Raw genomic sequence first — 12,239 nt, forward strand, 5'->3', positions numbered from 1 at the left:
GGACCGTCGATGCCGCCGATCGCGAACCACGGCCGTGAGACGGCCGAGGCGGCGACGGAACGGACCAGGTCCAACCCGGGCGCCGAGCGTCCGGGCTTCGTCGGCGTCGGCCAGCACGGGCCCGTGCAGAAGTAGTCCACTCCCAGCTCCGACGCCGCCGCCGCTGCCTGCGAGACCGAGTGCGTCGAGCGGCCGATCACGACCTCGTCGCCCAGGATCCGCCTGGCCAAGGTCACCGGGATGTCGTCCTGGCCCAGGTGGAGCACGTCCGCACCCACCGCCAGCGCCACGTCCGCCCGGTCGTTCACCGACAGCAGCGCTCCGTGGCGGGCGCACGCCTCGGCCAGCACCTCCAGCGCCGCGATCTCTCCCGCGGCTTCCAGCGCCCCGGTCTTGTCGCGCAGCTGGATGATGTCGACGCCGCCCGCCAGGGCCGCGTCGGCGAAGGATGCCAGGTCGCCGCGGGTCGTGCGGGCGTCCGTGCACAGGTACAGGCGCGCGCTGTCGAGGCGGGCGCGGATCTTGTCACCGGAGAGGGCGGGCATAGCGGCGACCGTACCTCCCGAGCTAGGGTGGGGTGGTCCGCACGGGAGCCCGAAGCACGGGCTGAGAGGGAGCTGCCGCTCCGACCGTGGAACCTGATCCGGGTCATGCCGGCGCAGGGAGCGTGATTCCCATGACGAACACCCTGGCCGTCGTCGGCGGCGGCGTGATCGGCCTGTCCGTCGCGTGGCGCGCCGCGCAAAGCGGCCAGAACGTCACCCTTTACGACCCCGAACCCGTCCGCGGCGGCGCGTCCTGGCTGGCCGGCGGCATGCTCGCCCCGGTCACCGAAGCCTGGCCCGGCGAGGAGGACGTCCTCACCCTCGGCGAGGAGTCGCTCAGGCGCTGGCCCGGCTTCGCGAGCGACCTCGCCCAGGAGGGCGTCGACCCCGGACTGGCCGGGCACGGGACCCTCGTCGTCGCGTTCGACAGCGCCGACGCCGGTCACCTCGACATCCTCGCCGGCCACCTGCACTCGCTCGGCCGCGCGGCCGAACGGCTGACCGGCCGGGAGACCAAGCGGCTCGAGCCCGGCGTCGGCTCCGTCCGAAGTGGACTCCACGTGCCCGGCGACCTGGCCGTGGACAACCGGAAACTCCTCCACGCCCTGTACGCGGCCTGCCAGGTGCACGACGTCCGGTTCGTCCGGGAACGCGTCGAACGCATCCCGGACGCCGGCGCCGTCGTGCTCGCCGCCGGCGCCTGGACCGGGCGGCTGCACCCGCAGCTCGCCGACGCCGTCCGCCCGCTCAAGGGCGAGATCCTGCGCCTGAAACCCCGCCGCGGCTGCCTGCCGCCGCCGGCGCGCACCGTGCGGGCCGTCGTCGAGGGCCGGCCGATCTACCTCGTCCCGCGCGGCGACCAGGAGCTCGTCCTCGGCGCGACGCAGTACGAGGCGGGCTTCGACCGGGCCGTCACCGCACGCGGCGTCCGCGAGCTGATCGAGGGCGCCGAGCGCGTCTTCCCCGCGATCACCGAGTACGAGCTCGTCGAGACCGCCACGGGCCTGCGCGCCGGCAGCCGGGACGTGCTGCCGTACATCGGCGTCCTGGACGACGGCGTCTTCGCCGCCACCGGGCACCACCGCAACGGCCTGCTGATGGCCCCCGTGACCGCGGACGCCGTGGTCGCCTGGCTCGAGGGTGAGAAGCCGCCCGAAGGCGTCGAAGCGGCTTCACCCGCCCGCCTGCACCAGAAGGAGCACGTGTGATGGAGATCAAGCTCAACGGGAAGTGGACGGAGTTCCCGGACGGCGCCACCGTCGCCGACGTCCTCGACGCGTCGGGCGGGCAGCGTCCCGGCATCGCCGTCGCGGTCGACGGCGTCGTCGTCCGCCGGAGCGACTGGCCCACCACCGCCGTGCCCAAGGGTGCCGGCGTCGACGTGCTCACCGCCGTCCAGGGAGGCTGAAATGGACGAAGAACCGCTGGTCATCGGCACCTGCAAGCTGACGTCCCGGCTGATCATCGGCACCGGCGGCGCGGCGAACCTCGCCGTGCTCGAACGCGCGCTGGTCGCGTCCGGCACCGAGCTGACCACCGTCGCCATGCGCCGCGCCGACGCCGAAGGCGGCTCCGGCGTCCTCGAACTCCTGAGAAGGCTCGGCATCGAGCTGCTGCCGAACACCGCGGGCTGCCGCACGGCCGCCGAAGCCGTGCTCACCGCGCAGCTCGCGCGGGAGGCTCTCGGTACCGATCTCGTCAAGCTCGAGGTGCACGCCGACGACCGGACGCTGCTGCCGGACCCGTTCGAAACCCTCGACGCCGCCGAACGGCTGGCCGCCGACGGGTTCACCGTGTTCGCCTACACGAACGACGACCCGGTGCTCGCGCTACGCCTCGAGGAAGCCGGCTGCGCCGCCGTCATGCCGCTGGGCGCGCCGATCGGCACCGGCCTCGGCATCCGGAATCCGCACAACATCGAGCTGATCGTCTCGCGGGCGGGCGTGCCGGTGATCCTCGACGCCGGAATCGGCACGGCGTCCGACGCGACGCTGGCGATGGAGCTCGGCTGCGACGCCGTCCTGCTGTCCACCGCCGTCACCCGGGCGACCGACCCCGAACGGATGGCCGCGGCGATGCGGTCGGCCGTCGTCGCCGGTCACCTGGCCCGGAGCGCGGGACGCGTGCCGCAGCGGTTCTGGGCGCAGGCGTCGAGTCCACCCCGGTGAACCCGGGTGCCTTAACGCCGAGTGTGCACGGCGAACCCGTAAGGTTGACGGCACTTTCCGGCGCACCCGCGCACGCGTGAGGCATAAGGAGCCAGCCGTGACCAGCACCTCCGTCCAGGACGTCTCGGGCAGGTTGTACCTCGCCGTCGGCAGGCTGTCCCGGTCCCTGCGGCAGGCCGGGGTGCCCGGCCCGGGCCACGGCGCCATCTCGGCCCTCGCGACGCTGGTCATCTCCGGCCAGCTGCGCCTCGGCGACCTCGCCGCGAAGGAGGGGGTCGCCGCGGCGACCATGTCGCGGATCATCGCGTCGCTGGTCGAGGCGGGGTACGTCAGCCGCGAGTCCGACCCGGTCGACCGCCGGGCGTGGCTGGCGAAGGCGACCGAAGAGGGCGAGCGGCTCGTGTCCGGCGTCCGGTCGACGCGGGTGCAGGAGCTGAACCGGCGTCTCGACCGGCTGACGCCCGAACACCGCGAAGCCCTGACGGCGGCGCTCCCCGCGCTGGAGGCGCTGATCGCGGACGATCAGGACCCGCCTCGGGTGTCGCGCGCCGGCTGAGCGGGTACCTCCCACTACGACGGTCGACCGTAGACCGGAACACCTGGGGAGGTAAGCGTGGTGGAATCGACGCTGGCCGCAATTTGGTTTCCCGACGGCCCCATGGGCGGCGTGCTCGTGGTGATCGCTCTCGTGGCCGTGATCGGGGGAACCATCATGGGCCGCCGAGCCCGGAAGAAGCCCTGATCGCGGACGGCTAAGCCGCCTGCTGCCGCAGTTCGGCGAGCTCCGCGCGCAGGGCGCGCAGCTCGTCGAGGATCTCCTGGTTCGCGGCGGCCTGGGTCTCGGCCTGCTTCGCCTCTTCCTCGCGGATGTCCTGGCGCAGCTCGTCCTCCATGCCGCTGACGACCACGGCGATGAAGAGGTTCAGCACCGCGAAGCTCGACACCAGGATGTAGACGACGAAGAAGATCCAGGCCATCGGCGCCTGGACCATGATCTCCTTCGCGATGTCCGGCCACGCCTCGCCGGTCATCACCTGGAACAGGGTGAACAGCGAAGTCCCGAGGTCGCCGAAGTTCTCCGGTGAGATCACGCCGAACAGCTTCGTCGCCATCACGCCGGCGACGAAGATGATCAGCGCGAGCAGCGCGGCGATCGACGCCATGCCGGGGATCGCCGCGAGCAGCCCGGAGACGACCTTGCGCATCGACGGCACGACCGAGATCAGCCGCAGCACCCGGAGCACGCGCAGCGACCGCAGGACGGCGAACGGCCCGGTCGCCGGGATCACCGCGATGCCGACGACCAGCAGGTCGAAGACGTTCCAGCTGTCGCGGAAGAACGCGCCGCGGTAGGCGTAGAACTTCGCGAGCAGCTCGGCGACGAAGATGCCGAGCGCGATGTGGTCGAGGGCGTGCAGGAGCGGGCCGTAGCCGTCGACCAGCGACGTCGACGTCTCCATGCCGAGGGTGGCCGCGTTGAACACGATCACGGCGATGATGAAGTTCTGGAAGCGGCGGTCCTCGAGGACCTTCGCCACCCGCTCGCGCCCGGTCAAGGCCACCCCCTGCTCAGTTCAAGGATGAGTAAACGCAGGGATCGTAACCGGGCGAGTGCTCAGCGCTCCTCGGGCGCCAGCCGCCAGAAGGCCGAGACCGGGCCGACCTTGGCGCCCATCGGGTACGCGTGCTCGACCGCGTGCGAGACGAACCACTTGCCGTACCGCGCCGCCTCCACCACGGACATGCCCTTGGCCAGGCCCGCCGTCAGCGCCGACGCCATCGTGTCGCCCGCGCCGTGCGTGTGCGGCGTCGCGTACCGCCGCCCGGGGAGCTCCACGAACGTCGAGCCGTCGAACAGCAGGTCCACGCACTCCGGGTCGGCCTGCAGGTGGCCGCTCTTCACGAGGACATAGCGAGGCCCCATCCGCTGGAGCACCACGGCCGCGGTGTGCATGCCTTCGCGGTCCTTCACGGTCATGCCGGTGAGGAGCCGGACCTCGTCGAGGTTCGGCGTGAGCACCGTCGCGCGGGGGAGCAGCTCGTCGCGCAGAGCGTGCAGGCCGGCGTCGTCGAACAGCGGGTGGCCGTGCATCGAGGCCGCGACCGGGTCGACGACGAACGGGATCTCCTCGTCGCGCCCGATCCCGGCCTGGTCGCACGCGGCGGCGACCGCGTGGATGATCCCGGCCGAGGCCAGCATGCCGGTCTTGGCCGCGCCGACGCCCATGTCCGCCGCGACGGCCTCGATCTGCCCGGCCACGATGTGCGGTGGCAGGTCGGCGCGGTCGTGCACACCCAGGGTGTTCTGCACCGTGACGGCGGTGACGGCGACCAGGCCGTGGACCCCGCAGGTCAGGAAGGTGCGCAGGTCCGCCTGCAACCCGGCGGCGCCGCCGGAGTCCGACCCGGCGATGGTCAACGCCGTAGGAGGGCTCGTGGTCATTCTTTTCCCGACTTCTGGTCTAGGCCAATCGGCCGCTTTGGCTTCATCAACAGTCCACCACGGTGGCACATTGTGTGGGCTACTCACCAGTTCACGGGCGAAGGAGCCTGGATGAAGCTCTTCTCGGCGGCGTTCCTGACAGCAGCTCTCGTGCTCTCCGGGGCGACCGCGGCCAACGCGGACAGCCCGAAGCTCTCCCACGTCACCACGGTCGGCGTGCACAACACGTACGACCCGGCGGCCTACGACTACCTGGCCCGTGCGCTCGACGCCGGGTCGTCGCTGATCGAGCTCGACGTCTGGCCGGACTTCTTCACCCACGAGTGGAAGGTCAGCCACTCGAACCCGTTGGGGAACAACAACAACTGCGTCGCGGCCACCTCGGCGTCGCAGCTGTACTCCGGCGGGAAGAACAAGAACCTCGAGTACTGCCTCGACGACATCCGGATCTGGCTGGCCGCCCACCCCGGGCACACGCCGATCACGCTCAAGCTCGAGATGAAGACCGGCTTCTCGGACAACACGGGCATGGGGCCGGACGAGCTGGACGCGACGTTCCGCTCGCACCTCGGCAGTGTCGCGTTCCGCCCGGCCGAACTGCTCGGGAGCTACGGCACGCTCGACGACGCGGCCAAGGCGGACAACTGGCCGTCCGTGGACGCCTTGCGGGGCCGGGTGCTCACCGAGATCATCCCGGGCACCGTCGAAGAGCAGAACCCGACCGACACGCTGAAGACGGACGTCGAGTACGCGAAGTACCTGGTCGGGCTCAAGAACGCGGGCAAGCTCGGCGACGCGAACATCTTCCCGACCGTGCACGGCGCGGCCGGCGGGGACCCGCGGGACAAGTACACCGCCGACCTCAAGCCGTGGTTCGTCGTGTTCGACGGCGACGCGAACGCGTGGGTGACGCAGACCGGGCCGTGGTGGTACGACGCCAACCACTACTACGTCGTGATGACCGACGGGCAGAACGTCGCGCCCGCCATCGACGCGCACAACCCGACGGTCGACCAGGCCAACCAGCGCGTCGCCGACCTGGCGAAGCAGCACGCGTCGGTGATCACGTCGGACTGGACCGGGCTCACGACGGTGCTGCCCCAGGTGCTCGCCCGGGGTTAGCGGTTCAGCACCCAGAACGGCGAGACCGGACCCACTCCCGCACCCAGCGGGTAGGCCTCCGCCACGCACCTTTCGATGAACTTCTTGCCCGCGGCGACGGCGTCCGGCACTGAGGCGCCTTTTGCCAGCGAAGCCGTGATCGCCGACGCCAAGGTGTCGCCGCCGCCGTGGGTGTTCTCCGTCTGGTACCGCGGCCCGCTGAGGGAGATGTACTCGCGGCCGTCCGACAGCAGGTCCACGCACTCGGCCGTGCCCTGCATGTGGCCGCCCTTGACCAGGACCCAGCGGGACCCGAACTCCAGCAACGCCTCGGCCGCTTCGCGCTGGGAAGCCGCGTCCACGACGGAGATCCCGGTCAGCAGCCGGACTTCGTCCAGGTTCGGCGTGATCAGCGTCGCGCGGGGGAACAGCTCCGTGCGGATCGCCTCCAAGGCGTCTTCCCGCAGCAGCGCGTGGCCCGTCATCGACGCCGCCACCGGGTCGACCACCAGCGGGAAGTCCAGGCCGAGTTCATCGAGGGTCTTCGCGACCGCGCGGATGATCTCGGCGGAAGCCAGCATCCCCGTCTTCGCCGCGTTCACGCCCATGTCGGACGCCACCGCCTTGATCTGCGCGGTGACCACGTCGGCCGGGATCTCCGTGAAACCCTGGACGCCCAGCGAGTTCTGCACGGTGACCGCGGTCAGCGCGACGAGCCCGTGGACGCCGTGCGCGAAGAACGTACGCAGGTCCGCCTGGATGCCCGCACCACCGCCGGAGTCGGAGCCGGCGATGGTGAGGGCGGTCGGCGGAGTCACGGCTGCACCACGGGCAGGTACACCTTGTTGCCGGACTCGGTGAACTCCGCCGATTTCGAAGCCATCCCGGCCTCGATGGCCTCCACAGTGGACAGACCGTGCTCCTCGGCGTACTTGCGGACGTCCTGCGTGATCCGCATCGAGCAGAACTTCGGCCCGCACATCGAGCAGAAGTGCGCGGTCTTGGCCGGCTCGGCGGGCAGCGTCTCGTCGTGGAACGACCGCGCCGTGTCCGGGTCGAGCGAGAGGTTGAACTGGTCGTTCCAGCGGAACTCGAAGCGCGCCTTCGACAGCTCGTCGTCCCACTCCTGGGCGTACGGGTGGCCCTTGGCGAGGTCGGCGGCGTGCGCGGCGATCTTGTAGGTGATCACGCCGGTCTTGACGTCGTCGCGGTTGGGCAGGCCGAGGTGCTCCTTCGGCGTGACGTAACAGAGCATCGCCGTGCCGTACCAGCCGATCTGCGCCGCGCCGATGGCCGACGTGATGTGGTCGTAGCCCGGCGCGATGTCCGTCGCGAGTGGACCGAGGGTGTAGAAAGGTGCTTCGCCGCAGAGCTTTTCCTCGAGCTCGACGTTCTCCTTGATCTTGTGCATCGGCACGTGGCCGGGGCCCTCGATCATCACCTGGACGTCGTGCGAGCGCGCGATGTGCGTCAGCTCGCCGAGGGTTTCCAGCTCGGCGAACTGGGCGCGGTCGTTGGCGTCGGCGATCGAGCCGGGGCGCAGGCCGTCGCCCAGGGAGAACGTGACGTCGTACTGGCGCAGGATCTCGCAGAGTTCCTCGAAGTGCGTGTACAAAAAGGACTCTTGGTGGTGCGCGAGGCACCACGCGGCCATGATCGAGCCACCGCGGCTGACGATCCCGGTGACGCGCCGCGCGGTCAGCGGGATGTAGCGCAGCAGCACGCCGGCGTGCACGGTGACGTAGTCGACACCCTGTTCGCACTGCTCGATGATGGTGTCGCGGTAGATCTCCCACGACAGCTTTTCCGGTTCCCCGTCGACCTTTTCCAGCGCCTGGTAGATCGGCACGGTGCCGACCGGGACCGGCGAGTTGCGGATGATCCACTCGCGCGTCTCGTGGATCCGCTTGCCGGTGGAGAGGTCCATGATCGTGTCGGCGCCCCAGCGGGTCGCCCACACCATCTTGTCGACCTCTTCTTCGACCGACGACCAGACGGCCGAGTTGCCCATGTTGGCGTTGATCTTCACCAGGAAGTTCTTGCCGATGATCATCGGTTCGGTCTCGGGGTGGCGGCGGTTGACCGGGATCACGGCGCGGCCGCTGGCGACCTCCGCGCGCACGAACTCCGGCTCGACGCGCTCGCGGGCGGCGATGTACTCCATTTCCCTGGTGACGACGCCTTGTTTGGCCCAGCCGAGCTGCGTGTTGTGCTCACGGCCGTCGGCCCAGCCGGCGCGCAGCCGGTGGAGTCCACTGTGGACGTCGATCGAAGCTTCCGGATCCGTGTACGGGCCGGAAGTGTCGTAGACGTCGAAGTGTTCGCCGTTCGAGAGGTCGATCCGGCGCGCCGGAACGCGGAGTCCGGATTCGGTCTGGTGGTACACCTTGTGCGAGCCCGTGATCGGGCCGGTCGTGACGGAGACGTGCTTGTTCTCGAGCGTGGTCAACGACTTTCACTCCCTACGCCGGCATTACCCGGTCAGGTTCATGCGGTCGGTGACGCCTGCGAAAACGCAAGTCACCCTCTCAGCCCGCCATGGCGCGAGCTCCCGCGTTGGTGTTGTGCCACCGACCATGCCACGCCGGGGCGACATACTCAAGCCCGCTCACCTCACCCGACCAGTTCGGCCGGGGTCGCGTAGACGTCGACCATGGCTCCGTTGCGCAGCACGGTGATCGGCAGTGCGGTGCCGATCACTTCCGCGAACAGCTGCCGCTGGATGCCCTGCGCGTCCGACACGCGGGTGCGCCCGACGGTCAGCACGAGGTCGCCTGCCTTGAGGCCCGCCCGGTCCGCGGGGCCGCCGGAGACGACTTCGTGCACCCGCAGCCCGGCGCTCTGGCCGGTGCGCCCGGCGACGTCGTCCGGCAGTGGCGCGGGCACGCCGACGACGCCGAGGTACGCGCGCCGCACCCGGCCCTCGACGACGAGCGTGTCGATGATCCGCCGGGTGGTCGTGGTGATCGGCACGGCGAGCCCGAGCCCGAAGCCGGCGACCGCGGTGTTGATCCCGACGACGCGGCCGGCGGAGTCCGCGAGCGCGCCGCCGGAGTTGCCGGGGTTGAGCGCGGCGTCGGTCTGGATGACGTCCTCGATCACGCGGGTGGTCCGGCCTTGCCGCACCGGGAGCGCCCGGCCGAGCGCGCTCACGACGCCGGCGGTGACGGTGCCGGAGAAGCCGAGCGGGCTCCCGACGGCCACGACGAGCTGCCCGACGACGAGCTGGTCGGCATCGCCCAGCCGGGCGGCGGACGGTGTCTCACCCCGCGCCCGCAATACGGCGAGATCGGACAGCGGATCGGCTCCGACGACGTCGAAGGGCACCTCGCTGCCGTCGGCGAAGGTCGCGACGCCTTTTCGGTTGCCGTCCACGACGTGGGCGTTGGTGAGCAGGTGGCCGTCGTCGGCGAAGACGACCGCCGAGCCGCTGCCGCGTGCGAGCCGCACCCCGGCGACGTGCGGGGTGACGGTCTTGGCGACCGTGCTGACGGCGCGCGAGTAGGCGTCCATCGCGTCATCCATGAAGGCACCTCGATTACACCGTTGCAGGTACTACAAGTGTGCGCCCGGTCGAACGGGAAGTCCGTTCGCTGCTGGTGAACCGGCGCCGTGACCGGACCAGTGACGGTCAGTGGTTCACCGGATCGGACCATGCGCGGGTGAAGGATCGGCGAGAGACTTCCAGGCGCTTCTGTAACGGTGCAGAAGTGACTTTCTGTGGGGTTGATATGCGAAAACTCATGTTCGGCGCCCTCGCCGGGCTGCTGGTCACCGGCCTGATCCCGGGGATCGCGGCAGCCGCGGGAGAGGCTCCCGGCGCCCCGGGCGCCCATCCGAGCTGGCTGCCCGCGAACAAGACCGGCTTCGGCACCGCGCACGACCGGTCGAGCAACATCTGGTTCACCCTCCAGGGTGGCCAGATGTCCGAGGTCTACTACCCGGACCTGTCGACGCCGAGCGTCCGGTCGATGAACTTCGTCGTCACGGACGGCCGCAGCTTCGCCGTCGCCGACTACACGGCGAAGTCCCAGCAGGTGCGGCGCACCGACGACGACAGTTTGGTTTACGAGCAGACGATCACCGACGACCAGCACCGCTGGCGCCTGCGCAAGACGTACGTCACCGACCCGGCCGCCACGACGGTGCTGGTGGACGTCGACTTCCAGTCGCTCACCGGGCGGCCGTACCAGCTCTACGCGGTCGCCGATCCGGACCTGACCAACGACGGTTCCGACGACTCGGCCGCGCGGAAGGGCGACGCCGTCACCGCGCAGGACGCCACGAACGCCGCCGCGTTGACCGCGAAGCCGGCTTTCACGAAGACCAGCGTCGGCTACGCGGGCGCGTCCGACGGGAACACACAGCTCACCAAGACCTTCAAGCTCACGACGTACGACTCCGCCGCGAAGGGCAACGTCCTGCTGACCGGGCAGACGAGCGCCGACGGCATCCGGAACCGGCACGTCACCCTCGCCCTCGGCATGGGCGCGAAGGCCGCCGACGCGCTCGGCAGCGCGCAGGCGTCGCAGCGACGCGGCGTCCGTGACATCACGCGCGCGTACGACCGCGGCTGGGAGCAGTACCTGCGCGGGATCAGCAAGCCGCCGTCGTCGCTGAAGACCGACGACGAGCGCGACCTCTACAAGGCGTCGATGCTGACCCTCGCCGCGAGCGAGGACAAGCACCACCCGGGCGCGTTCATCGCGTCGCCGAGCATGCCGTGGCGCTTCGGGAACAACGACCCGGAGTGGTCGCCGTCCGGCACCTACCACCTGGTCTGGCCGCGCGACCTCTACCAGATCGCGACCGGTCTGGCCGCCGGCGGCGACCAGGCCGCCGCGAACCGCTCGGTCTCGTACATGTTCGGCACGCAGCAGCAGGCCGACGGGCACATGCCGCAGAACAGCCGGGTCGACGGCGTGCCGTACTGGACGTCGATCCAGCTCGACGAGACCGCCTTCCCGATCGTGCTGGCCCAGCAGCTGGGGCGGAACGACCTGTGGCCCGGCGTCCGCAAGGCCGCCGACTTCATCCTCGGCTACGTCGGCCCGGGCGGACAGCCGGCGCCGTACACCCAGCAGGAGCGCTGGGAGGAGCAGGACGGCTGGTCCCCGTCGACCATCGCCTCGGTGATCGCCGGGCTCGTCTGCGCCGCGGACCTGGCTTCGCACAACGGAGCTCCGGCCGACGCCGCCCGCTACCTCGCGGCGGCCGACAAGTTCAAGGCCGACCTGCCCAAGCAGACGATCACCACGAACGGGCCGCTGTCGAAGGACCCGTACTTCGTCCGGCTCACGAAGGACGCGAACGCCAACGCTCCGACGACGTACAACCTCGGCAACTCGAGCGTCACGATGGACCAGCGCGCGGTCACCGACGCGGGCTTCCTCGACCTGGTCCGGCTCGGCATCTACCGCGCCGACGACCCGGTGGTCCGCAACAGCGTGCGCGTGACGGACAAGGACATCGCGTTCACCACGCCGACCGGCCAGTTCTGGCACCGGTACACCAAGGACGGCTACGGCGAGCAGGCTGACGGCTCGCCGTGGGACTACACGTTCCCGGCCGAGAGCCGCACGACGTTCGGGCGGCTGTGGCCGCTGCTCGCCGGCGAGCGCGGCGAGTACGAGCTGACGCTCGGGGACCCCGCTTCGGCCGCGCGGCGGCTGCGTGACCTCGGCCGGGTGAGCAGCTCGGCGGAGACCATGCCGGAGCAGGTGTGGGACGAGAACCCGCCGTCGGGGCAGACCGGCTTCCCGGCGGGGACGCCGAACAACTCGGCGACCCCGCTGGCCTGGACGCACGCGCAGTACGTCCGGCTGGCTTGGGACGTCAAGGCGGGTTCGGTGCTGGAGACGCCGCGGGTGGTCCGCTGCCACTTCCTCGGCTGCTGAGTCCCCAGCGCCCCAATGTGGCCTTGGTTGCGTTGAACGCACCCAAGGCGGCCTTCGGTGGGGTAAAAGCACCCAAAGCCCCCAT

General features: G+C 70.4%; 13 protein-coding genes and 2 riboswitches. Of the genes, 7 read left to right on the forward strand and 6 right to left on the reverse strand.

Features of this window, described 5'->3' with window-relative positions:
* Positions 1 to 545, reverse strand: a 545-nt coding sequence (gene thiE / locus AB0M83_RS47025) for a thiamine phosphate synthase (protein ID WP_364528825.1), incomplete at its 3' end; no start/stop codon positions are given.
* A gap of 31 nt (positions 546 to 576) precedes the next feature.
* Positions 577 to 682, forward strand: a riboswitch (TPP riboswitch).
* Between thiE and thiO the strand changes: the two genes are divergently transcribed.
* The 5 genes from thiO to AB0M83_RS47050 all read left to right on the forward strand — a co-directional run bounded on the left by thiO (position 677) and on the right by AB0M83_RS47050 (position 3,455).
* Complete coding sequence (thiO, locus tag AB0M83_RS47030; protein WP_364528828.1) at positions 677 to 1,753, forward strand: glycine oxidase ThiO; 1,077 nt, start codon at positions 677 to 679, stop codon at positions 1,751 to 1,753. It overlaps the preceding riboswitch by 6 nt.
* The gene (gene thiS, locus AB0M83_RS47035) at positions 1,753 to 1,953 is read left to right on the forward strand and encodes a sulfur carrier protein ThiS (RefSeq protein ID WP_364452293.1); all 201 of its coding nucleotides are present in this window, start codon (positions 1,753 to 1,755) and stop codon (positions 1,951 to 1,953) included. The genes thiO and thiS overlap by 1 nt, the downstream gene beginning before the upstream one ends.
* A 1-nt stretch (position 1,954) precedes the next feature.
* Positions 1,955 to 2,713, forward strand: coding sequence for a thiazole synthase (locus AB0M83_RS47040; protein ID WP_364528830.1), 759 nt, complete (start codon positions 1,955 to 1,957; stop codon positions 2,711 to 2,713).
* 97 nt (positions 2,714 to 2,810) lie between these two features.
* Positions 2,811 to 3,269, forward strand: a complete 459-nt coding sequence (locus tag AB0M83_RS47045) for a MarR family transcriptional regulator (protein ID WP_364528833.1) — start codon at positions 2,811 to 2,813, stop codon at positions 3,267 to 3,269.
* Positions 3,270 to 3,326: 57 nt separating this feature from the next.
* Positions 3,327 to 3,455 carry a hypothetical protein gene (locus AB0M83_RS47050; RefSeq protein ID WP_364528836.1) on the forward strand — a complete coding sequence of 43 codons (129 nt, stop codon included), beginning with the start codon at positions 3,327 to 3,329 and terminating at the stop codon, positions 3,453 to 3,455.
* A 10-nt stretch (positions 3,456 to 3,465) separates the two neighbouring features.
* Here the strand turns inward: AB0M83_RS47050 and AB0M83_RS47055 are convergent, their stop codons facing one another.
* Positions 3,466 to 4,269, reverse strand: a complete 804-nt coding sequence (locus tag AB0M83_RS47055; protein ID WP_364528839.1) for an ion transporter — start codon at positions 4,267 to 4,269, stop codon at positions 3,466 to 3,468.
* Between the two features lie 59 nt (positions 4,270 to 4,328).
* Positions 4,329 to 5,156, reverse strand: coding sequence for a bifunctional hydroxymethylpyrimidine kinase/phosphomethylpyrimidine kinase (thiD, locus tag AB0M83_RS47060; protein ID WP_364528842.1), 828 nt, complete (start codon positions 5,154 to 5,156; stop codon positions 4,329 to 4,331).
* 111 nt (positions 5,157 to 5,267) lie between these two features.
* Here thiD (AB0M83_RS47060) and AB0M83_RS47065 point away from each other — a divergent pair, with 111 nt between their 5' ends.
* Positions 5,268 to 6,278 carry a phosphatidylinositol-specific phospholipase C domain-containing protein gene (locus AB0M83_RS47065; protein WP_364528845.1) on the forward strand — a complete coding sequence of 337 codons (1,011 nt, stop codon included), beginning with the start codon at positions 5,268 to 5,270 and terminating at the stop codon, positions 6,276 to 6,278.
* Here the strand turns inward: AB0M83_RS47065 and thiD (AB0M83_RS47070) are convergent.
* The 3 genes from thiD (AB0M83_RS47070) to AB0M83_RS47080 form a co-directional block, all read right to left on the reverse strand.
* Positions 6,275 to 7,075: a bifunctional hydroxymethylpyrimidine kinase/phosphomethylpyrimidine kinase gene (thiD, locus tag AB0M83_RS47070; RefSeq protein WP_364528848.1), complete on the reverse strand. Its 801-nt coding sequence runs from the start codon at positions 7,073 to 7,075 to the stop codon at positions 6,275 to 6,277. The genes AB0M83_RS47065 and thiD (AB0M83_RS47070) overlap by 4 nt on opposite strands.
* Complete coding sequence (gene thiC, locus AB0M83_RS47075) at positions 7,072 to 8,706, reverse strand: phosphomethylpyrimidine synthase ThiC (protein ID WP_364528851.1); 1,635 nt, start codon at positions 8,704 to 8,706, stop codon at positions 7,072 to 7,074. Before thiC ends, thiD (AB0M83_RS47070) begins: the two co-directional genes overlap by 4 nt.
* Positions 8,700 to 8,822: riboswitch (TPP riboswitch) on the reverse strand. (Overlaps the previous gene by 7 nt.)
* A gap of 48 nt (positions 8,823 to 8,870) precedes the next feature.
* Positions 8,871 to 9,782, reverse strand: coding sequence for a trypsin-like peptidase domain-containing protein (locus tag AB0M83_RS47080; protein WP_364528854.1), 912 nt, complete (start codon positions 9,780 to 9,782; stop codon positions 8,871 to 8,873).
* A 206-nt stretch (positions 9,783 to 9,988) separates the two neighbouring features.
* Between AB0M83_RS47080 and AB0M83_RS47085 the strand changes: the two genes are divergently transcribed.
* The gene (locus AB0M83_RS47085) at positions 9,989 to 12,154 is read left to right on the forward strand and encodes a glycoside hydrolase family 15 protein (RefSeq protein ID WP_364528857.1); all 2,166 of its coding nucleotides are present in this window, start codon (positions 9,989 to 9,991) and stop codon (positions 12,152 to 12,154) included.
* The last annotated feature ends 85 nt before the right edge of the window (positions 12,155 to 12,239 follow it).

The sequence above is a fragment of the Amycolatopsis sp. NPDC051106 genome, assembly GCF_040682775.1.
GTDB lineage: Bacteria > Actinomycetota > Actinomycetes > Mycobacteriales > Pseudonocardiaceae > Amycolatopsis.